This window comes from Pseudomonas sp. P42 (genome assembly GCF_017973755.1).
In the GTDB taxonomy this organism is placed as follows: Bacteria; Pseudomonadota; Gammaproteobacteria; order Pseudomonadales; family Pseudomonadaceae; genus Aquipseudomonas; species Aquipseudomonas iridis.
Genome location: NZ_JACOPU010000005.1, coordinates 536,794 through 559,597, shown reverse-complemented (window position 1 = coordinate 559,597; position 22,804 = coordinate 536,794). Strand labels below are relative to the sequence as shown.

Below are 22,804 nucleotides of genomic sequence, written 5' to 3'. Positions count from 1 at the left end.
TTCTGACGACTGCTCATTCATGACAAGGACAACGCAGATGGCAACCCTACTGGTGCTGCACGGCCCCAACCTGAACCTGCTCGGCACCCGCGAACCGGGCACCTATGGGTCGACGACCCTGGCGCAGATCAATCAGGATCTGGAGCGTCGCGCCCGTGAAGCCGGCCATCATCTGCTGTATCTGCAAAGCAATGCCGAGTACGAATTGATCGACCGCATCCACGCCGCACGCGGCGAGGGTGTGGATTTTATCCTGATCAATCCGGCCGCATTTACACATACAAGTGTTGCATTACGTGACGCGTTGCTGGGAGTGAGCATCCCATTCATCGAAGTGCATTTGTCCAACGTGCACAAGCGCGAACCTTTCCGCCATCACTCTTACTTCTCCGACGTAGCGGTGGGAGTGATCTGCGGCCTTGGCGCCAGTGGTTACCGACTGGCCCTGGAGGCTGCACTAGAACTGCTTGAAACACAGGCAACGACTTGAACGACAAGCGTTAAGCGCCCCTGACCGACCCTTGGGAGTTGATGATTCATGGATATCCGTAAAGTTAAGAAACTGATCGAATTGCTGGAAGAGTCCGGCATCGACGAGCTCGAGATCAAGGAAGGCGAAGAGTCCGTACGCATCAGCCGTCACAGCAAGACCCCGGCTCAGCAGTACTACGCGCCTGCACCGATGCAAGCGCCGGCCGCTGCACCAGCCGCCGCTCCTGTAGCTGCAGCTGCTCCGGTTGCCGCTGCTGCCCCGGCGCTGAACGGCACTGTTGCCCGTTCGCCGATGGTCGGCACGTTCTACCGCAAGTCTTCGCCAGCCTCGCCGTCCTTCGTTGAAGTCGGCCAGACCGTGAAGAAAGGCGACACTCTGTGCATCGTTGAAGCCATGAAGATGATGAACCACATCGAAGCTGAAACCAGCGGTGTGATCGAGTCCATCCTCGTCGAAGACGGCCAGCCGGTTGAGTACGACCAACCGCTGTTCACCATCGTTTGAACTGCGGAGAGCCTTTGATGACTGCGAAGTTGGAAAAAGTTCTGATCGCGAACCGCGGTGAGATCGCCCTGCGGATTCTGCGTGCCTGCAAAGAGATGGGCATCAAGACCGTCGCCGTTTACTCCAAGGCCGACAAAGAGCTGATGCACCTGGGTCTGGCAGACGAATCCGTCTGCATCGGCCCGGCATCGGCCTCTCAGTCTTACCTGCACATCCCGGCCATCATCGCTGCCGCCGAAGTGACTGGCGCTACCGCCATTCACCCAGGCTACGGTTTCCTCGCGGAAAACGCCGACTTTGCCGAGCAGGTCGAGAACTCCGGCTTCGCCTTCATCGGCCCGAAAGCCGACACCATTCGCCTGATGGGCGACAAGGTATCGGCCAAGCACGCGATGATCGAAGCAGGCGTGCCAACCGTTCCAGGTTCTGACGGCCCACTGCCGGAAGACGAAGAAACGGCGCTGCGCATCGGTCGTGAAGTCGGCTACCCGGTGATCATCAAAGCCGCTGGCGGCGGTGGTGGTCGCGGCATGCGCGTGGTGCACAAGGAAGAAGACCTGATCTCGTTCGCCAAACTGACCCGCACCGAAGCAGGCGCGGCGTTTGGCAACCCGATGGTCTATCTGGAAAAATTCCTGACCAACCCGCGTCACGTCGAAGTGCAGGTTCTGTCCGACGGCCAGGGTCACGCCATCCATCTGGGCGACCGCGATTGCTCGCTGCAACGTCGTCACCAGAAGGTTCTCGAAGAAGCGCCGGCACCGGGCATCGACGAGCAGGCGCGCCAGGAAGTTCTGGCTCGCTGCGTCAAGGCGTGCATCGACATCGGCTACCGTGGCGCCGGCACTTTCGAGTTCCTGTACGAGAACGGTCGTTTCTACTTCATCGAAATGAACACCCGTGTTCAGGTGGAGCACCCGGTTTCGGAAATGGTTACCGGTATCGACATCGTCAAGGAGATGCTCAGCATCGCCGCTGGCAACAAGCTGTCGTTCACGCAGGATGACGTGGTTATCCGCGGTCACTCGCTGGAATGCCGGATCAACGCTGAAGACCCGAAAACCTTCATGCCGAGCCCGGGCACGGTCAAGCATTTCCACGCTCCAGGCGGCAACGGCGTTCGCGTCGATTCGCACCTGTACAGCGGTTATGCCGTTCCGCCGAACTACGACTCGCTGATCGGCAAGCTGATCACTTACGGCGCTACCCGCGACGAAGCCATGGCCCGCATGCGCAATGCCCTGGACGAAATCGTGGTGGACGGGATCAAGACCAACATCCCGCTGCACCGTGATCTGGTTCGCGACGAAGGCTTCTGCAAAGGGGGCGTGAACATTCACTACCTCGAGCACAAGCTGGCTGACGAGAAGCACTAAGCTTCAGCCTGTACCAGACAAAGCCGCCTTCGGGCGGCTTTGTTGCATCTGCAGGTTTCACTCCCCCCTGTGGGAGCGAGCCTGCTCGCGAAGAGGCCGTGCCAGTCGCCACCTTCATTGCTGACCCACCGCGCTCGCGAGCAGGCTCGCTCCCACAGGTTCCACGCTTCGCTCAACATCTGCGCTACAAATGCAGCTCCCACAAACCCTGCGCGCTCGCGTAAACTTGCGCGCTTCTCGCAGACCGCTAGTCTGCAATCAATATTTTTCAAAGGTGCCCGCCATGCCTTGGCTGCAAGTACGACTCGCCATCAGCCCGGAACAAGCCGAAACCTACGAAGACGCTTTCCTTGAAGTGGGCGCTGTTTCGGTGACCTTCATGGACGCCGAAGACCAGCCGATCTTCGAGCCGGAACTCAACACCACTCCGCTGTGGGCGCACACTCACCTGCTGGCCCTGTTCGAGGGCGGCACCGAGCCTGCCCCGGTGCTGGCCCATCTCGAATTGCTGACCGGCAGCCCGCTGCCCGAGCATCACAGCGAAGTCATCGAAGACCAGGATTGGGAACGCAGCTGGATGGATGGTTTCCAGCCAATGCGTTTCGGCCAGCGCCTGTGGATCGTCCCGAGCTGGCATGCCGCGCCCGAGCCTGACGCAGTCAACCTGCTGCTGGATCCGGGCCTGGCGTTCGGCACCGGTACCCACCCGACCACCGCGCTGTGCCTGGAGTGGCTCGACGGTCAGGACCTCAAAGACTGCAATGTGCTGGATTTCGGCTGTGGCTCGGGGATTCTGGCCATCGCCGCCCTGCTGCTCGGTGCCAAGGAAGCCGTCGGCACCGACATCGACGTGCAGGCGCTGGAAGCCTCGCGCGATAACGCCGGGCGCAACAATATCGCCGATGAGCTGTTCCCGCTGTACCTTCCGCAAGATCTGCCGCAGGTCAAAGCCGACGTGCTGGTCGCCAACATCCTCGCCGGCCCGCTGGTTTCGCTGGCACCGCAATTGTCCAGCCTGGTCAAATCCGGCGGGCGTCTGGCGCTGTCGGGCATCCTCGCCGAACAAGGTGATGAAGTCGCTGCTGCCTACGCTCAGGACTTCGATCTCGACCCGATCGCCAATCGCGATGGCTGGGTGCGCATCACCGGGCGTCGGCGCTAGAATGGCCGCCTGCATAATCCGGATCGCCGCATGACCGACAGCTTCGTCACTCAGTGCCCGCATTGCCAAACCAGTTTCCGCGTCAGCCACGCTCAATTGAGCGTGGCCCGCGGGGTGGTTCGCTGCGGCTCCTGCCTGCAAGTGTTCAACGCCGCCAAACAGCTGCTTGAGCAGCACGCGGGCAAGGATGCGGTGACGCCGGTTGCACCCGCCAATGCCGAACAACTGCCGGTTGCACCACCGCCGATGGTTGAATCGCCCGCGGTCGTCGAGTCACCTGTCACCCGCGCCATCAGCCAAAAGCAATGGAGCGCTGCGGATCTGGACCTCGACAGTCTCGACCTGGACGAAGAACTCGCCCGCCTCGAACAACGGGAAATCCAGCCGACCACCGAATTCGGTCGCCCGCGCGAAGACTCCCTGAGTGCCCGCCGCGACAGTCCGGAACCGGATGAAGCGGTCTGGCCCGACAGCCTGTTCAGCCAGCCTGCCGATGAGAGAGCAGAGCCTGAAGCCGAACCGCAAGTGATCGAGGATCGGATCAAACCCGCACGCACCGAGCCCTCGCTGTCGCTGGAGCCGGTGGATCTGGATGATGAACCGGCGATCCCGCAGTTGCGCCTGCACGATCCGATCGATCCGAATGCCCGCCGCGAACGCTTGTCTGCCAGTGACGACAGCGATGACGATCTGCCATTGCTCGAACCGCAGCGCAAAAAACGTGAGCGAGCAGACTCCGGCGTACGCGCCGAAGTCTTGCAGGACCTGACTGACGACCCGCTGCAACTGGACTGGCAAAAGCGCCGCTCACCCTGGGCCCGTCGCCTGCTGTGGCTGGTGTTGGTGTTGCTCGCCGCTGGCGGCCTCGCCGCCCAGTACATCAGCTACCATTTCGACGAACTGGCGCGGCAGGATCAATACCGGCCATGGTTCCAGCAAGTCTGCCCGCAAATCGGCTGCACGGTGCCGTCCAAGGTCGACATTGCCAGAATCAAAAGCAGCAACCTGGTCGTGCGCAGCCATCCGGAGTTCAACGGCGCGCTGGTAGTCGACGCGATCATTTATAACCGCGCAACGTTCTCCCAGCCGTTTCCGTTGCTGGAGCTGCGGTTTGCCGACCTCAACGGGCACCTGATCGCCAGTCGGCGCTTCAAACCCGGCGAGTACTTGAGCGGCGATCTCGAAGGTTTGGCGGAGATGCCGCCACAAACGCCGATCCACATCGCGCTGGATATTCTCGATCCAGGCCCTAAAGCGGTGAATTACAGCCTGAGTTTTCACTCGCCCGAGTGAATCGCTTCATCGTTTCTGAATTGACGGCAATTTTCTGACTTCGCGCCGGGCTACCGAACCGCTGGCGATAAGAAAATAACTGTTCAGATTTTGTTCAATTCAGCCTTTATCCAGTCATCGAGAGCGGGTATCATGCCAACCCTTTTTCGAACTCTCATGATCCGGCCCCACTTCAGGGAAGTCCTATGTCGGCGGTACGCATCGGCCCATATACATTACAGAACGGCTTGATTCTCGCCCCGATGGCGGGGGTCACCGACCAGCCCTTTCGTCAGCTTTGCAAGCGTTTGGGCGCAGGGCTTGTGGTCTCGGAAATGGTCACCAGTGACATGAGCCTGTGGAACACCCGCAAGTCGCGCATGCGCATGATCCACGAAGGCGATCCCGAGCCACGCTCGGTACAGATTGCCGGTGGTGATGCACAGATGCTGGCAAATGCGGCCCGCGCCAACGTCGAACTGGGCGCACAGATTATTGATATCAACATGGGTTGCCCGGCAAAGAAGGTCTGCAACAAAGCCGCCGGCTCCGCGTTGTTGAAAGATGAAGCACTGGTGACCGAGATCCTGCAGGCCGTCGTGGCTGCGGTTGATGTGCCGGTCACCCTGAAGATCCGCACTGGCTGGGATCGCGACAACAAGAACGGACTGACTGTGGCGAAGATCGCCGAGCAGGCCGGGATCACCGCGCTGGCAGTGCATGGCCGCACTCGCGCCGATCTTTATAAAGGTGAAGCCGAGTACGACACGATTGCCGCGATCAAGCAGGCCGTGTCGATCCCGGTGTTTGCCAATGGCGATATTGATTCGCCGGAAAAGGCCCGTTACGTGCTCGACGCGACCGGTGCCGATGGCCTGTTGGTAGGCCGAGCCGCCCAAGGGCGGCCATGGATTTTTCGCGAGATCGATCACTTCCTGCGCACTGGCGAGAAATTGCCGGCACCGGAGCTGACCGAGGTGGAACACATTCTGCTAGAGCATCTGGCCGCACTTCACGCTTTCTATGGGGATGTGATGGGCGTGCGTATTGCTCGAAAGCATGTGGGCTGGTATCTCGCAACCTTGCCGGGCGCCAAGGAGTTTCGCGCCCACTTCAATCGTTTGGATGGTACGGAAACACAATGCGCCAACGTTCGGGAGTTCTTCGCCGAGCGTTACAAGAGCCTGACAGGGGACGAAGAAGGGGTGGCCGCATGACGATGATGACCGAGACTTTAGTGAGTGGAACAGCACCCGTGAGCGACAACGTGAATTTGAAACAGCACCTCAATACGCCGAGCGAAGAAGGTCAGACCCTTCGCGGGAGTGTCGAGAAGGCGCTGCACAATTATTTCGCCCACCTTGAGGGCGCGTCCGTCACGGATGTGTACAACCTTGTGCTCTCCGAAGTCGAGGCTCCCCTGCTCGAAAGCGTGATGAACTACGTCAAGGGCAACCAGACCAAGGCCAGCGAGCTGCTCGGACTCAACCGAGGCACGCTGCGCAAGAAACTCAAGCAGTACGATCTGCTGTAAGCATTCAATCAAACCAGAAAGGCGCCCGCGTAAAACCGGTCGCCTTTTTTGCTGACTTCCTTTGCTTTTGATGGAAATTGAGATGACCGACCAGACTACCCGCCTGCCGATCCGCCGCGCCTTGATCAGCGTTTCCGACAAGACCGGGATCCTCGAATTCGCCAAGGAGCTTGAAGCCCTGGGCGTCGAGATCCTCTCCACCGGCGGAACGTTCAAGCTGCTGCGCGACAACGGCGTTGCCGCAGTGGAAGTCGCGGATTACACCGGTTTCGCGGAGATGATGGACGGTAGGGTGAAGACCCTGCACCCGAAAATCCACGGTGGCATCCTCGGTCGTCGCGGTATCGACGACGCTATCATGAACGAACACGGCATCAAGCCGATCGATCTGGTAGCGGTCAACCTGTACCCGTTCGAAGCGACCATCAACAAGCCAGGTTGCGACCTGCCGACCGCCATCGAGAACATCGACATCGGCGGCCCGACCATGGTCCGTTCGGCAGCAAAAAACCATAAAGACGTCGCGATCGTGGTCAACGCCAACGATTACGCCAACGTCCTCGAAAACCTCAAGTCCGGTGGCCTGACCTACGCTCAGCGTTTCGACCTGATGCTCAAGGCGTTCGAACACACCGCCGCCTACGACGGTATGATCGCCAACTACATGGGCACCGTGAACCAGGCCGCTGAAACCCTCAGCACGGAAGGTCGCAGCGAATTCCCGCGCACCTTCAACAGCCAGTTCATCAAGGCTCAGGAAATGCGCTACGGCGAGAACCCGCACCAGAGCGCGGCGTTCTATGTGGAAGCCAAACCTGCCGAAGTCGGCATTGCTACCGCGACCCAACTGCAAGGCAAAGAGCTGTCGTACAACAACGTGGCCGACACCGACGCTGCGCTGGAATGTGTGAAGAGCTTCGTCAAGCCAGCCTGCGTGATCGTCAAGCACGCCAACCCGTGCGGCGTTGCGGTGAGCCCGGACGCCGAAGGCGGCATCCGTCAGGCCTACGAACTGGCTTACGCTACCGACACCGAATCGGCGTTCGGCGGCATCATTGCCTTCAACCGTGAACTGGATGCCGAGACCGCCAAAGCGATCGTCGAGCGTCAGTTCGTTGAAGTGATCATCGCCCCTTCCGTGAGCGAAGAAGCCCGGGCCATCGTTGCCGCCAAAGCCAACGTGCGCCTGCTGGCCTGTGGCGAGTGGTCGGCTGACCGCGCTGCCGCTTGGGATTACAAGCGCGTCAACGGCGGCCTGTTGGTACAAAGCCGCGACATCGGCATGATCGGCAGCGAAGACCTGAAAGTCGTAACCAAGCGTGCACCGACCGAACAGGAAATCAACGACCTGATCTTCGCCTGGAAAGTGGCCAAGTACGTCAAATCCAACGCGATCGTCTACGCCAAGAACCGCCAGACCATCGGTGTCGGCGCTGGCCAGATGAGCCGCGTAAACTCCGCACGTATCGCTGCGATCAAGGCTGAACACGCGGGTCTGCAAGTGGCGGGGTCGGTAATGGCATCGGACGCGTTCTTCCCGTTCCGCGACGGTCTGGACAATGCGGCCAAGGTCGGCATCACTGCGGTGATCCAGCCAGGTGGCTCGATGCGTGATGCTGAAGTGATTGCCGCTGCCGATGAGGCAGGGATTGCGATGGTCTTTACGGGCATGCGCCACTTCCGTCACTAAGTACACGATCCACTGTGGGAGCTGGCTTGCCAGCGATAGCATCTCCTCGGTCTGACTGATGAACCGAGTCGCCTGCATCGCTGGCAAGCCAGTTCCCACAGAAAAGCATCTCTGCGGTGCTCCACAGAATTAGCGTCATCCGAGGTTTTTGAAATGAATGTTTTGATCATTGGCAGCGGTGGCCGTGAACACGCTCTGGCCTGGAAAGTGGCTCAGGATCCGCGCGTGCAGAAGGTTTTCGTTGCCCCGGGCAACGCCGGTACGGCGATTGAAGCCAAGTGCGAGAACGTCGCCATCGACGTGCTGTCCCTTGAGCAGCTTGCCGATTTCGCCGAGAAAAACGTTTCCCTGACCATCGTCGGCCCGGAAGTGCCGCTGGTGGCTGGCGTTGTCGACTTGTTCCGTTCCCGTGGCCTGGACTGCTTCGGTCCGACCGCTGGCGCTGCACAGCTGGAAGGCTCGAAGGCGTTCACCAAGGACTTCCTGGCGCGCCACAAGATCCCGACCGCCGACTACCAGAATTTCACCGAGATCGAGCCAGCCCTGGCTTATCTGCGTGAAAAAGGCGCACCGATCGTGATCAAGGCCGATGGCCTGGCCGCCGGTAAAGGCGTGATCGTTGCCATGACACTGGCTGAAGCCGAAGACGCCGTGCGCGACATGCTTGCCGGCAATGCTTTCGGCGATGCCGGTTCGCGCGTGGTCATCGAAGAATTCCTCGACGGCGAAGAAGCGTCGTTCATCGTCATGGTCGACGGCAAGAACGTCCTGCCGATGGCCACCAGTCAGGACCACAAACGCGTCGGCGACGGCGACAGCGGCCCGAACACCGGCGGCATGGGTGCTTACTCCCCTGCCCCGGTAGTGACCGCCGACGTGCACAAGCGCGTGATGGACCTGGTGATCTGGCCGACCGTGCGCGGCATGGCCGATGAAGGCAACGTCTACACCGGTTTCCTCTATGCCGGTCTGATGATCGACAAGGCCGGCAACCCGAAAGTCATCGAGTTCAACTGCCGTTTCGGTGATCCGGAAACCCAACCGGTGATGCTGCGTTTGCAGTCCAGCCTGGTGCTGCTGGTTGAAGCCGCCCTGGCGCAAGCGCTGGACAAGGTCGAAGCGCAGTGGGATCCACGTCCGAGCGTTGGCATCGTGCTGGCCGCTGGCGGCTACCCGGGCGACTACGCCAAAGGCGCCGCGATCAACGGTCTGGACGCTGCGGCAAGCCTGGAAGGCAAAGTCTTCCACGCCGGCACCGCACTCAAAGATGGCCAGGTCGTGACCGCCGGTGGTCGCGTACTCTGCGCCACCGCAATGGGCGCCAGCGTCAGTGATGCGCAACAGCAAGCCTACAAGCTGGCGGCCGCGATCGACTGGGAAGGCAGCTTCTACCGCAAGGACATTGGCTACCGCGCCATTGCCCGTGAACGTGGCGAAACCCAGGAATAAGCTGTCCATGAAGTCCGGCGAGGGATACCGCTCCTCGCCGGGCTGTTCCGCCGCCGCGCGTCGTTATACTCTGGCATCAACCTAAGAAGGGATTTCGCCGTGCGCTGGCTCAGGATTGCCATAAGCTTCACCGTCACGTTGCTGACCTTGCTCTGCATGCTCCCGGCCCAGGCCACGCAAGGCAGTGGCTGGTCGGTATTGCTCGACGATCAGGGCAATCTGCAACTGAGCGATATCCGCTCAGCCCGTTACACCAACCAATTCAGCCCCATCGACCTTGACCGCCTCACCGCGGCCGAGCCCGAGGGAGCACTGTGGCTGCGCTTCAGGCTCGCGCCCGGCAAGCACGAACAAGTGCTGCGGATCTTCGCCCCGGACCTGTCACACCTCAATCTGTACGTGCTCGACGGCGACCAACTGATCGAGCAACGCAACACCGGCACCGACCAGCCCCAGGCTGAACGGCCGCTACCGAGCAGCGACTTCATGCTGCCGCTGCCGCAAAGTAGCAAGCCTCTCGACGTCTACGTGCGGCTGGTTTCCGACCACCAGTTACGCCCGCACATCACCCTGCAATCGGCGGTCATGAGCGCGGCCGACCAGAACCAGACACTGATCTTCGGCCTGCTGTTCGGCTGCCTCGCCATGCTGTTACTGCACAATCTCGTGCGCTACGCCTACTCCCGTTCACGCAGCAGCCTGTGGCTGGCGATCTGCGAGGGTCTGTTGGGGCTCAGCCTGTTGCTGTTGCTCAACCTCGCCGGCCCCTGGCTACCGAACTGGCATGCGATCCAGACGCCCGGGGCTTATCTCGCGTTGCTGCTGACCGCGCCGGCCGGTTTGATGTTTGCCCTGCGCTTCTTCGCCCCGCTGGGCCCGCATCCGCTGAACAAACTGTTGCTGGGCGACATTCTGTTCATCGTGACATGCAGCTTGTTGCTGTTGTTCGTCAACACCTTGCCCCTGAACATCATCACTTACGCGCTGGTGGCACTCGCCGGTCTGAGCATGTTGTTTGTTGCGTTCTATCACTGGCAGAAGGGCTACCGCCCGGCGCGGTTGTTTGTTGCTGCCATGGTGGTGTTCAACATCGGTACGCTGATCATTCTTCCGGCATTGCTGGGCCTGACACTGGTCGCGCCGCAAGGCCTGATCATGACGTTGATGGTGTTTATCTGCATCAGCGGGCTGTTGATGAGCATTGCGCTGGGCGAGCGTCAACGCAGCATCACCGAAAGCCGTTTCAGCATCAGTCGCGACCTCGCCGCAAGCAACGCCGAGATCAACGCCAAGGCCGAATTCCTCGCCAAGATCAGTCACGAGATTCGCACGCCAATGAACGGCGTACTGGGCATGACCGAGTTGCTGCTCGGTACCCCGTTGTCGGTCAAACAGCGCGATTACGTGCAGACCATCCACAGCGCTGGCAACGAACTGCTGACATTGATCAACGAGATTCTCGACATCTCCAAACTCGAATCCGGGCAGATCGAACTGGACGACGTGCAGTTCGATCTCAACGCGTTGATCGATGACTGCCTGAGCATCTACCGCGCCAAGGCCGAACAGCAGAACGTCGAACTGATCAGCTTCATTCAGCCGCAAGTGCCGCGTGTGATCAGCGGCGACCCGACCCGTCTGCGCCAGACCCTGCTGAGTCTGCTGGAAAACGCCCTGAAAAAAACCGACGAAGGCGAAGTGCTGATCGTCGTCGCCCTCGATGAGCGCAGCAGCAAACCGCGCCTGCGCATCGCCGTGCAGGACAGCGGCCAGCCGATGGAGCAGGAAGAGCGTGACGCGCTGATGCACGCCGAGCTGCACAGCAAGCATTTCCTTTCGGCCAATCGTCTGGGTGGCAATCTGGGCCTGGTGATCGCGCGGCAACTGATCCGGTTGATGCAGGGTGAATTCGGCATCAAAAGCGGCACCAATCAGGGCAGCACCTTGTGGCTGACGCTGCCGCTGGACCCGGATCGCCTTGAACACCCGACCTCCGACCTCGACAGCCCGTTGCAAGGCGCGCGGGTGCTGGTGGTCGATGACAACGACACTTGTCGCAAAGTGCTGGTGCAGCAATGCAGTGCCTGGGGCCTGAACGTCAGCGCCGTGCCGTCGGGCAAGGAAGCGCTGGCGCTGCTACGCACCAAGGCGCACCTGCGTGATTACTTCGATGTGGTCCTGCTCGATCAGAACATGCCCGGCATGACCGGCATGCAACTGGCGGCCAAGATCAAGGAAGACCCGAGCCTGAACCACGACATCCTGTTGATCATGCTCACCGGCATCAGCAACGCGCCGAGCAAGATCATCGCGCGTAACTCGGGGATCAAAAGGATTCTGGCCAAACCGGTGGCCGGGTATACGCTCAAGACCACCCTCGCGGACGAACTCAACCAGCGCAACAAAGGCCAGGTGGTGTTCCAGCCGCAAGTGGTGACCGCGGCCACCGTGGCCAAAGTGCCGAGCGACTTCCGCATCCTCGTTGCCGAAGACAATACGATTTCGACCAAAGTGATTCGCGGCATGCTCGGCAAGCTCAACCTGCAACCCGACACCGCCAGCAACGGTGAGGAAGCACTGCAAGCGATGAAAGCCCAGCGTTACGACCTGGTGCTGATGGACTGCGAGATGCCAATCCTCGACGGTTTCTCCGCAACTCAGCAATTGCGCGCGTGGGAAGTCAGCAACCAACGCATCCGCACGCCGATCGTCGCGTTGACCGCGCACATTCTCGCCGAGCACAAAGAGCGCGCACGCCAGGCCGGAATGGATGGGCACATGTCCAAACCGGTCGAGCTGTCGCAATTGCGCGAGTTGATCGAGCATTGGGTGGCCCAACGTGATCAACAGAACCGCACGGCGTCGACCTTCTGATTCGCTCAGATCTCCAGACTGCTCAGGTAGTTGAGCGAGCCGGTCAGCACCGACTTTTTGACCCTATCCCGAAATTGGGCGTAATGAAGGGTGTTGAACGTGATGGCGGCGATCTGTTCGACGCTGTTGTGGATCAGTGTCTCGTCTTCGCCAAACAGAAATCCTGAGACCTGTCGCCTGATCCTGAACTGACGATGATAAATGCCCATCTCAACCTTGTTCGGGCCGCTCATGACGCAGGGAATTATCTGAAAGTAACCGGCATCGCCACGAATGCTCGTGGACTCGAACCGTTTGAGCGCCAGGGTATTACGCTCAATTGCCATCAGCGCACGACGCATTGGCTCGGAAAATTCCTCGCCCATGATGGTTGAGATCCGTTGCGTCGCCTGGCCGGCCATCAGGCTGTTGCGTGATGGCGTCAGGGTCTGTGGTTGCGGCACATCCCAACCGATAAACCTGAGTACGTTGCAGTAGTACTCAAACCAGTCAGTCGATAGCCCGTCCTCAATTGCCGCGCGTGTCGCCATTTGTGCATGAGCGGTGCTCATGTAGATGTCATCTCGATGGGGCGTCGGCACACCGCTGGCGAATGCGACAACACTGGCGCCCACCACGGCGGCCTGCGGTGTCATGGAATCCGACATGACTTCACCTCCGTTGGCAGGGTCAACGTCGCAACATTGCCCGCAAGCCTGTCCCTGACTTTCACAGCAATCGCCGCACGCACAGGAGCGTAGAGCTGTTCCACAAGGGTTTCACAAGCGTGATGCACGTGAACCAAACCGTGCAAATCATAAGATTGATACGACGGCTGGAATGGATTGGGGCTCAATACCTTTCGCGTCTTGAACTCGACATACGCACTGGTAATCGAGGCGGGAGATTTCGCGTCTATCACCAGCAACCGCACACTCGTCAGCGGAGCTGACACTTCGGCTGGCGCGGGCTCAACTAATGTTTGCATGTGACTTCGCAGCAGTTGGAGCGCCGGCTCTTCGTCCGACAACTTTGCAATTCGCGCGAGAACCGCGGCGATTGTATGGGCATCACCTGATGCACCGTGAGTCAACATAGCGGTAAACACATTTGGCAGGAGTTCTTCTGTTTTGTGTCTGAACCCCCACGTCTGATGCGCCTTTTCTGGACGTAACCAGTAGGCATCGAGAACTTCCATATAGGCGTCATACCAAATTAACCCAGGCGTTTTTTCAACCTTTTTATTAGCCACCAGTTGTGCAAGCAAGATCGAATTGATCAGATCATCATAAGCCGCCGCACCATTAACTTCAGGCAAAAGCACAATGGAATTCCCCACCACCATCGTCAAATATTCGTCGTCCATGTCACCCTCCTGAATATAAAAAGGGCAGCCAACACAGACCGCCCTTCCAGCACCGATTAAATCTCGAACTCTTCGATTTTAGAAAGTGCATTCAGGCCCAACTTGGTGCGTATATAGTCGCGAGTCGCATTGGCGGTATCCGTATTTTTTTCAAATACGGTCTCGCCCCGATACATTTTCACGTTGCGAACATCCACATCGACGAACATCACTTTGTCCGACGTATTCCGGCGCTGAAAACGAACTGCACCGACAGCCATCAAGGGCACACCATTCACTTCGGTGCAGGCTCCGGTCGAGATACCACCCACGCCGTTATTCAGAAGGTTTCGCTCATACAGCGTTAAGGCGGTCTCACGTTTGCTCAGTGCTGCAATTGCATCGGTTGCCACTTTCAGCATCAATGCGCTAGTCGGACCGGGCAATGCCAGACCCGAGATAACCGAACCCAGAATTTCCAGTACCAGTTTGTCCATACGGACACTGGTACCGCCGACTTCAAGGTTATTGTAATAGACGCTGGTAGAAGACCATCCCGCTTTGTTCATCACGTCACGGAACAACAAGTACCAATCCTGGCCCTGGTCTTCCCGCGGATACTTTTTGTTCGCTACCAGACTTGCGAAAAGATAGGCATTTTGTGCATCGGTTCGATTTACCTCACTGAGATAACCCGTAAAGGTCAAAATACCTTCACCAACGATAGAGGCTTTTTCTGGTACCACAACAGTATCGCCCGATGAAAAACTGCGGCTACGAACAGCAGGCATGTCACTAACATCATATTGCTGAATATCGCTCAAACACTTATCAACAAACGCTTTCTGCATTACCTGGTTACTCATCACGAATTCCTTTTCATTATCAAAACAAGTTCTGATGAACTTGCGAGAGCAACCATAACCAGCCAATCAAAAACATACAAACCTGAACATGTAACACAATCATCAAACAAGAAAATGACAACTAACCAACAAACAACAGCAACTCGAAACACTTTAAAAAGTCGCTACCGACAAAAACCTGAACGACTGATAGACTCCATTCCCACACTCTCCTGTCGTGAGCCGAAACCATGCTCCACGTGTTATTCAGCGTTTACCTGAAGATGCTGGTGCTCTACAGCCCGTTCTTCGTGTTGTCCTGCTTTATCAGTCTGACCCGTGGTTATTCGCGCAAGGAGCAACGGCGCCTGGCGTGGAAAGTGGCGATCGCTACCCTGGTTTCCAGCGTCCTGCTGTATTTGTTCGGGCGAGTGATCTTCGACGTGTTCGGCATCACCGTGGACGCGTTCAGGATCGGTGCCGGCAGCGTGCTGTTCATCTCGGCGCTGGGCATGGCGCAAGGCAAGTCGGTGGTGCAAACCGACAATGTGCAGCAGGATGTGACCATCGTGCCGTTGACCATTCCGCTGACCGTTGGCCCCGGCACTATCGGCGCCTTGTTGGTGATGGGCGTCAGCCAGCCACACTGGGACGACAAACTCACGGCGATCGTGAGCATTGCGCTGGCCAGCTTCACCGTCGGCGTGGTGCTGTACCTGTCGAACCGCATCGAGCGGATTCTCGGCGATCAGGGTTTGCAGATTGTCAGTCGTTTGATGGGATTGTTTGTGTGCGCACTGGCGGCGCAGATCATCTTTACCGGGATCAAGGGTTACCTGGGGTAAAAAGGGTCGTGAGCTGATTCGCTCACGACCCTTCGCGTTCAGTTTGCCGTGATATGTCAGGCGATCTTTTCAACGACTGCTTTGAGCGTGGCAACCCCTTGGTCATTTTTGGTTTGTGAAATGGCGCTCAGCCATTGTTCGACCGGGAATGCGCAATGCTCGTCTGCAACTCTGACGCTTATCTGCATCGACATGCCCGGTTTGCCCTCTTCGGGTATGACATGTCGCACGATCAGACTGTGTGCGTTGTCCGGATCGGTGAACACCAGTTGCCCATCAACCTGCGACATCAGCAGGCGCTCATTGCCAGCCATGTCCAGAACCAGCGCACCCTCGCCGGCGACTTGCCGGGCGGATGGCCGGCGACTATCAACCACAATGCAATCCAGGCGCTGCCACGCGTCATCCAGGATCCGGTAGCTTGACGTCTGCGCACCAAAAGCCAGTACCAACGTGTTGATCCCGTCCGGCAGCAGCGCCATGAGATCGCTGACCTCGCCACTCACTTCAAGCGACAGCAACTCCCCTTCACGCTGTGCGTAACTGCCCGCCAGCCAGATGTCCTTCTGCGCACCACGGCTGAAAATCAAGCCGTCCACCGGATCGAACAGCAGCGGCACCGACTCATCGCGATTCCCCAGAAACACCGCCCATTGCCCGTCGGCGCGACCGGTAACATCGAACAGCCGGTCCAGTTGCGGCACGTAGTACGTGTAGCGACCCGAATGACGTTTGATTGGCAGGAACGGCGCGTGGTTTTGCTTGTTCAATAGTGCTCGCAAGCGCTCCTGCAACTGTTCGGGACGTTGGCCGGCCCCATCCGACCATTTGTTTTCGAAACTGATAATGCGTGCAGGCTGCTGATCTATCAGTTCCAGATTGACGCCCTCGCGGGTTTGCCCGAACAGGCCACGGCCGTCCATCAGCACTTGGGTAAAGGACCATTGCGACCAAACCATTTCCGCATCTGGCAAATGCTCCGGATGTAACAGGCGACTGCCACCGGCAAACGCCCGACGCAGTGCCTCGATATTCGTCAGAGGCTGGCGATAGAGCCGTCCCCAAATATCCATCAACCACGCGGCCTGTTTGTCAGGGGTCAGTCCAACCAGATCCAGCTCCGTGGTACCAGCGATTTTGGCCAGCAAGAACTTGTCGTCGATGCACCACATTGCCAGCGAATGTGTGTCGCCGACATTTTCCAGCCCATTGATCGAGAACGGCGCAGTTTTCCACGTTTCGGCAAGCGCCGGTAAAGCGGCGACCCAATCCGTATGCTTGTGCAACCAGTGCGTCCCGACGCCCACAAACTTCATCACGCCTTGCTTGTCGACCTCGAACAACAGGCCGTCTTCCCGGGTGGCGATGAAACGCTGAGCGAATTGGCTGACATCGATGACGTCGGTTGCGATAACTTGCGAGTCATCCGTTCCGGCACCCCGCTGCAGCAGTCCGGCGCTTTTGCTGTAGAACAGCGGGAGATCACCCAGACCTGCATCCCAGACCAGCATCTTCGTATCCAGATCGAGGCCACTGGCACGGTCTAACTGGAAATGCAGACCATCGGCCAGACGAATCCAGCCAACATCTCGAACCTCTTGCTGGACGTGACCGCGTATCTGCACAAACTGAGCTGGCCGCCAAATGGCCAGCCCCGCTGCCATGCCGGAGGTGCTGTCGGCGTAGTCACGCGGCGTTTTGAAGCGATCAACCAATGAGCGCCAGTAACTGGCCGGCCGGCGCGGTGTGTAATCGCCCCAGGCAGCCGAAGTGTTGATGCACTCAAGCGTTACCGTGGACTCAGTCAGAAAATATTCAAAACCGGTCTCTACGCCGTTGTCGACCGCGAGCATCGTTTGTCGCACCCGAATGCCACCGACAGTCTGTTCACAACCGACAATCCTTGAGCCACTGGCGGGATTCATCAACCGGTAGCGCTGGTTGACCGTGCCGGTGATCATGTCGACGCGCCAGACCGTCGCATGCTCGGGGTGATAGAACCAGGCGTGCCTGGCATCGGCTGCCGCCAGTGTCACGCCATCATTGATTGCCTCAGGCAGGTTGCGCGCATACAACAACCGGGCGTTCGCCACGTCATAGTAAGCGGTGACGAACACCGGTTGGTTTGCTGCACTCAGCGGCACCCTGAACTTGTTCAATGGCACATAAGCGGTGGCGACGCGTTGCTCTGCCGCCAGCATTCGAATCCGCGCCAGCACCGCTGCCTGCGAGGTTTCTCTGCCTATCGAAACTTGCAATGTAGAAGCATTGGCCAAGGCAGTGGGATGCTCCAGCGTGATGGACACCAGCATCAGCCGCACGGCCTTCCAGTCGAGACGGAACAATTCACCGTTCGCCAGCTCGATGAAATCCACATGACCTTCGATGCGAATCCCGTCGACGTTGAGCGACACACCGTCAAAACCAACGCTTTTTTCGCTGGCCCATGGTGCATGAAGTATCCACTGCGTCGCCGCATAGTTGCGCAGGGAAACCGCAACAAGGCCCGGCGTCAGCCAGAGCTGACGCGTGCCTGGTGAGTGGCTGAAGATCTCGTAGGAAATGCACTGCTTCCACTCCTTCGGCAACTGCGGGACGACCAACTGACGGACATGTTCATCCAGCTGCACGTCTATGTTTGTCGGCTTATGGACCGGTAGCAGTTTGTAGAGGATGTGTTTCAGCGATGGAGTGCTGTACAGGTAAAACCGTTGGTTACCTTGTTTGTCATACTCCAACTTGTAAGCCGCACTGTTGCGTAACTGGGGATAGCGGGTATAGATGCCATCGTTGAAGCTGTCGACAATCGCTTCAAGGGCCACAGCAATAGGCGAACGGTATGAATACCAATGCGGCCCGGGGGCCTCACTCGAGGCACGCGGCGCAACCACCTCTCCTGGCTTTGGCACGTACTTGTGTCCCGTGCCCCCCAGTTGATACTCGTATCCGTAAAAGCAGACAGGCGTACACGGCAGCACGACCGTATGGCGATCGCCGGCTCGGCCCTTGTCGAGCGTCATGACTTCGGGCAGTTCGAATGCCTCCCGAATGTTGATGGCCCGGTGCATGTGCTCTGGGGCAGAGGTGGACTGTGGTAACTCCGACCAGCTGCCCACCCACGGGTAAAAACTCTGGCTGTTGAACCGGACCTGATTATCCTGCAGATCAAGGCTCGTGATGACCGCCTCGGCCGGGAACTGCAAAACCCCATGTTCGAGGGTATAGGCGCCGGGAGTGTAGGCATTCTGGATATCGCGCAGATGGTTGCCGACGGCCGTGGCCTTGTCCCGGATCTGCCCCAGATTGCTGGCGATGGCTGTCACGCCGATGCCAATACCGAGCAAAGGCACAGACAGGAAAGCCGCTGCCCCGCCAACGACGCCACCGGCCGCCAGCGCAACGATATCCAGCCCCAGCGCCGCCACGTTGAAGGCCAGCGACGTGGAAAACCTCGATCGCTGCTCATGGTTTTCGGCAATCGACAGGTTGTAAATATCGAACCCGATATTCGCCAGGGAGAATACGAAGCCGGCGCCAGTGGCAGCGCGACCGGCCAAGCGCCCCGAAACCGAGGTCTGTTTCAGCGCTTGTTCGGCAGCCGACACCTGTTGCACCAGCCGGGCGATCTGCACCACATCGCTGACCACGCCAAAACCCAGTTGTGCGTAGTTCACATACACCTGAACCTGAAGGGCAATCGCCAATGTCGGCATCTGTCCTTCACCGTCCTGGTAATCGCGTTGGCGCATTTCGGTGATCAGCGTCTGAATCGCAAAGGCGAAACTCAAGCGACTCCCGCCGTCGGCTTCCCCCATATGGGTGGGCTCGCCGGCCAGGGTTTTCACCAGTCGCTGAAGGTGGTGCCTGATCTTGCTGAACCGCGCGTCGGTGGTGGAAACCTTGAGTGTGTTCTGCGGGTCAAGAACGTCAGCCATGGTCAGCGAGTAACCCGCCTCCGGCGTTTTTTCGACGGTGTCCAGCAACGGCAGATATTCACGTCCCAGTTTGTACTCGGCACGCAAAAGGTCGGTGGCCTGGGCAAATTCCTGCGTCCAGTAACGAGCATCCAGCTGCGCCAGACTGGACCCCATTCGAGCGTTTTCACTCAAGGAGCGGGTGCGCCCGAGCGCCTGCTTTTCCCAGACCGAAACACCTTGAACATCCGTAATCGCCTGATTTTTCAAAAAGCTGTCGAGCCGCAGATTCGAAGAAAGCACTGTCTCGGCAATCTTCGTGGTGCTCAGTTCGGTCACATTGAATTGTGCTTTGGCGATGTCGCCCAGACCGTAAAGCCTGGCCATCGCGCCGTTTCCGGCACTCAAGTAGAGCGCCATGCCCAGCGTCAACTGTTGCGCCCCGGCGAAGCCGAAAATCGCGAAGTTGGGGTCGTAAAAACGAAAAACCGGCGTGTCGCCCTGCATGACTTTGGCCACCAGCAACGCGTGATTACCGGTATCGAGCAGCATGACGGCGGGTGCCGTTTTCGCTTGCAGCATCTGCACGACAGCCTCAACCCCCAGCAGGCCGTGCGCGGTTCCGTGATCGGTGACTGGCGTCTGATGCAGCTCATCCAGCGCCAGCAGCAACGCTCGGGAATCAGCGTCAGCCGGTGTCTTGCCAGCGTTGGCAACACGCCCGATCAGTGCCCGCTCGGCCGCATCGCCCTGGGCCAGAGCCGACGCCGTCAGCAGGGCCAGCGGATAGCAACGCCGGCCGGGATCGCCCGCGGTGTTCATCAGCAAATCCTGCGGCATTTGCCGGGTGGAAATGGCCCCGGCCTTGAAAAACAGTTCACGCACCTGAGCGCCGCGCTGAAGGATTTGCCCGCGGTATTCACGTTGCGCAGTGCGGCTGATCTGCTCAATCCGTTCATGCCATCTGTTCAGCGTCAGCGGCTCGGTCAAGGCGAGCACCTTGAGCTCCCGCGTGGTGTGCGTGTCAGGCTGACCGCGCGGCGCCGGTGCGCTTTCGCTGTCTGCAGACTGGCGCTGGCGCACGGCGTTCTCGATGGCGTTGTAGCGAGCGAACACACCGCCTTCCGAGGTTTGCCGAGCGATATTCGACACTTGCTGCCAAGCGTCGACGAATCCCGCGTCACCCAGGCTCATGGCGCCGAAGATGCCACCCAGTATCACCCGCAGCATCGGGCTCAAGTGCTCAGGGTGGAGCGAGCCGTGGGCGACGTGGGTAAACAGTTCATTCAGGTTGCTGGTGAGCTCGACGCCATGGGATGCGGGAATCTGGGTGTCGGATTGCGCGATGATTTGCTGACGCGTTTCAAAATCAATGGTGAAGGCTGTGTCGAAGGTGAAGTCACCGCTCAACTTGTCCTTCATCACGCGAATGAAGGAACCGCCCAGTTCATCCATCAAGTGTTGTAATACCGAAGTCAGCAACACCGGTTTGCCTTCGATCACCGGCCAGCCTTGCTTGAACGTCAGGGTCTTTTGCTTCAGCAGGTCAGCCAATTGGCCGGCGTAACGCGCTTTCAGTTTTCCGGTTTGCCATTTTTCCTGCTCTTTAGCCAGCCATTGCTCGGGGTCGTCGTTGACGGTCCAGCCGGAGATCCTTTCCTCTTCCGTGACATCGTTATAGCCTTCGAGCAACTGCAGGTGATGGCTTATCTGATCAATCTGATCGGGCATCAGTTGCTGCTCGATGTACTGGGTCAGCCCCGAACTTGCGGCACCGGGACCGGTAAGAGTGACGGTGCCTCTCGCGCCGATTCGAATGCCGTCCGCGTAGTAGCTACCAATGGCATCAATGAGTTTATACGCACGAAAAAGCGCGTCTGATTCAGGCAGTTTGCCCCGCGCCTTCATTTCATTGACCACGTCTTGAATAACATCAAACAACCGACCTTCATCCGCTGTGTCGATTCCGGCTTCAATGGAACGGCGCTCTACTTCCTGCAGACAATCATAATTCACCCGGATCATCTGCAAATACGCCATGGTCATGGCACTGCCCGGATGAGCAATGAAGTGAGCATTGACTTGTCCATTCTTCGAAAAGCCATGGAGCGTGCCCAGGCGAAGAGCGTCTAACGGGGCCGAGCGATCTTGCGGTGCAACAAAGATTTCATGAGCGGCAGGCTTGCTGCGCGCGAATGTGGTTAACGCCTCTGCATACTGAACAGGAATTTCTCCGGTAATGTCTTTGTAGCGAACTGCGTCGCGACCCGGCATCAACGCTTCGTTGTGATCCAGTAAAAGTTTCAGAACCCAAAGTTGCTGGTTGACATCAAAACCACTGATATCCACGCCACCCAACTTGCTGGCCAACGGTGGCAAGTAATCCATGTCACTGTAACGGCCACCTTCCAGATGCACGGCCTGCAAACGCACGACATCGCTCGCCGCCGCAAAGTTACCGCGCATGGCGATTTCGCGCTGATAGACATCCTGTAAAAAGTGCCCGGCGAACTCTTGGCGAACATCTCGCAATTGCAGGTCGGGACCGACCACTGCCAAATGCGTTTCCAGGCGTCGTTGGCGAAGGGCTTCGAGCGTCGATCGATCCATGCCGTAGGCGCGGACCATCAGGTCAATACGCGCATCATCTGCCCTGCCGCGCCACTGCGGTTGTTCGATGTACGCGAACATCTGCTGTTTCAACACCCGCGCCCGTTCCTCGATCATCTGCGACAACTGGGTGGATTGGGTGGCTTTATCGCCTCCCGACTCCATCGCATCAACTCGTGCACTTTCGAGAATGACCCGATTCATCTCATGCGCCAACATTGCATCGCTGTCGTACCAGAGATTGAACTTGTATTCCTGAGACTTCAGCACCTCGCGCCAGATGTTCATATAGTCACGCTGGATACCGCCGACTTCACCACCGCCCACCCAGACAAAATGCATGATTTTCGGCACGGGTTTGCCCACTCCAGCAAGCAGGTCCGCCGTCGCTGAAAGCCTCGCGATGTATTGACTCAATTCGGACTGAATCCGATTGATCGCCACGGGGGCGGACGGCCTGCTTTGGCTCAGTAATGACTCAAGCTTCTCCTGAAACAGCTTCACCGCCAGCAGCTTTTCGGCGGCATCGACGGTTTGACTGGCAACTTCATGAAGCGCAATCAGCGCCGCATATTCCGTAGAGCCGGCAAGCTCGACCAACGCCTGTTGCAGTATTAAAAAATCTTCCGCCGAAACAAACCCACTCTTGCTTGTAGAACTATTCAAAGTCCCCATCAGCCTTCATCCTTGAATCAATAGTTAATAGATCAAACAAAACTATTGATTAAATCGGGCGAGTTCAAACATCAAAAAAAACAATCAGTGTCGCGTGCAACATCGATCAACATTCAAACGGCATAACGGTAGGATCCAGCGACAAGTTCATCCGCAATACTTTCACCTGCAAACGCATAAGGCCGCGAACCCGAAGGGGTCGCGGCCTTGTTTTTGTTATCGCACTTTTAAATTGAA

15 protein-coding genes are annotated in these 22,804 nt (G+C 58.4%); 11 read left to right on the top strand and 4 right to left on the bottom strand.

Going from position 1 to position 22,804, the window contains the following annotated elements; translation table 11 throughout:
* Nucleotides 1–37: 37 nt before the first annotated feature.
* From aroQ to H8B20_RS19120, 10 genes are all read left to right on the top strand, one after another.
* Nucleotides 38–490 (top strand): type II 3-dehydroquinate dehydratase, encoded by a 453-nt coding sequence (gene aroQ / locus H8B20_RS19165; RefSeq protein ID WP_042557475.1) that lies wholly within the window; start codon nucleotides 38–40, stop codon nucleotides 488–490.
* A gap of 48 nt (nucleotides 491–538) precedes the next feature.
* The gene (accB, locus tag H8B20_RS19160; protein ID WP_042557474.1) at nucleotides 539–997 is read left to right on the top strand and encodes an acetyl-CoA carboxylase biotin carboxyl carrier protein; all 459 of its coding nucleotides are present in this window, start codon (nucleotides 539–541) and stop codon (nucleotides 995–997) included.
* Nucleotides 998–1,014: 17 nt separating this feature from the next.
* A complete protein-coding gene (gene accC / locus H8B20_RS19155; protein WP_042557473.1) occupies nucleotides 1,015–2,373 on the top strand; it encodes an acetyl-CoA carboxylase biotin carboxylase subunit in 1,359 nt (452 codons plus the stop codon).
* Nucleotides 2,374–2,656: 283 nt separating this feature from the next.
* Entirely contained in the window at nucleotides 2,657–3,535 is an 879-nt protein-coding gene (gene prmA / locus H8B20_RS19150; protein WP_042557472.1) for a 50S ribosomal protein L11 methyltransferase, read from the top strand.
* A gap of 30 nt (nucleotides 3,536–3,565) precedes the next feature.
* Nucleotides 3,566–4,828 carry a DUF3426 domain-containing protein gene (locus H8B20_RS19145; RefSeq protein ID WP_210624197.1) on the top strand — a complete coding sequence of 421 codons (1,263 nt, stop codon included), beginning with the start codon at nucleotides 3,566–3,568 and terminating at the stop codon, nucleotides 4,826–4,828.
* 185 nt (nucleotides 4,829–5,013) lie between these two features.
* The gene (gene dusB, locus H8B20_RS19140) at nucleotides 5,014–6,024 is read left to right on the top strand and encodes a tRNA dihydrouridine synthase DusB (RefSeq protein ID WP_042557469.1); all 1,011 of its coding nucleotides are present in this window, start codon (nucleotides 5,014–5,016) and stop codon (nucleotides 6,022–6,024) included.
* Nucleotides 6,021–6,341 carry a DNA-binding transcriptional regulator Fis gene (gene fis, locus H8B20_RS19135; RefSeq protein ID WP_003221275.1) on the top strand — a complete coding sequence of 107 codons (321 nt, stop codon included), beginning with the start codon at nucleotides 6,021–6,023 and terminating at the stop codon, nucleotides 6,339–6,341. Before dusB ends, fis begins: the two co-directional genes overlap by 4 nt.
* 82 nt (nucleotides 6,342–6,423) lie before the next feature.
* Entirely contained in the window at nucleotides 6,424–8,031 is a 1,608-nt protein-coding gene (purH, locus tag H8B20_RS19130; protein ID WP_210624196.1) for a bifunctional phosphoribosylaminoimidazolecarboxamide formyltransferase/IMP cyclohydrolase, read from the top strand.
* 153 nt (nucleotides 8,032–8,184) lie between these two features.
* On the top strand, nucleotides 8,185–9,480 hold the full coding sequence (gene purD / locus H8B20_RS19125) for a phosphoribosylamine--glycine ligase (RefSeq protein ID WP_210624195.1): 1,296 nt from the start codon (nucleotides 8,185–8,187) through the stop codon (nucleotides 9,478–9,480).
* Between the two features lie 99 nt (nucleotides 9,481–9,579).
* The gene (locus H8B20_RS19120) at nucleotides 9,580–12,354 is read left to right on the top strand and encodes a hybrid sensor histidine kinase/response regulator (RefSeq protein ID WP_200614989.1); all 2,775 of its coding nucleotides are present in this window, start codon (nucleotides 9,580–9,582) and stop codon (nucleotides 12,352–12,354) included.
* A 5-nt stretch (nucleotides 12,355–12,359) separates the two neighbouring features.
* Here H8B20_RS19120 and H8B20_RS19115 read toward each other — a convergent pair whose 3' ends face one another.
* From H8B20_RS19115 to H8B20_RS19105, 3 genes are read right to left on the bottom strand one after another with little or no spacing between them, the layout of a single operon-like run.
* Entirely contained in the window at nucleotides 12,360–13,001 is a 642-nt protein-coding gene (locus H8B20_RS19115) for a hypothetical protein (protein ID WP_210624194.1), read from the bottom strand.
* Nucleotides 12,986–13,699, bottom strand: a complete 714-nt coding sequence (locus tag H8B20_RS19110) for a hypothetical protein (RefSeq protein WP_210624193.1) — start codon at nucleotides 13,697–13,699, stop codon at nucleotides 12,986–12,988. The genes H8B20_RS19115 and H8B20_RS19110 overlap by 16 nt, the downstream gene beginning before the upstream one ends.
* A gap of 56 nt (nucleotides 13,700–13,755) precedes the next feature.
* A complete protein-coding gene (locus H8B20_RS19105; RefSeq protein ID WP_210624192.1) occupies nucleotides 13,756–14,544 on the bottom strand; it encodes a hypothetical protein in 789 nt (262 codons plus the stop codon).
* Nucleotides 14,545–14,774: 230 nt separating this feature from the next.
* Here H8B20_RS19105 and H8B20_RS19100 point away from each other — a divergent pair, with 230 nt between their 5' ends.
* The gene (locus H8B20_RS19100; RefSeq protein WP_042557462.1) at nucleotides 14,775–15,368 is read left to right on the top strand and encodes a MarC family protein; all 594 of its coding nucleotides are present in this window, start codon (nucleotides 14,775–14,777) and stop codon (nucleotides 15,366–15,368) included.
* Nucleotides 15,369–15,424: 56 nt separating this feature from the next.
* Here H8B20_RS19100 and H8B20_RS19095 read toward each other — a convergent pair whose 3' ends face one another.
* Nucleotides 15,425–22,567 carry a TcdA/TcdB pore-forming domain-containing protein gene (locus H8B20_RS19095; RefSeq protein WP_210624191.1) on the bottom strand — a complete coding sequence of 2,381 codons (7,143 nt, stop codon included), beginning with the start codon at nucleotides 22,565–22,567 and terminating at the stop codon, nucleotides 15,425–15,427.
* Nucleotides 22,568–22,804: the final 237 nt, after the last annotated feature.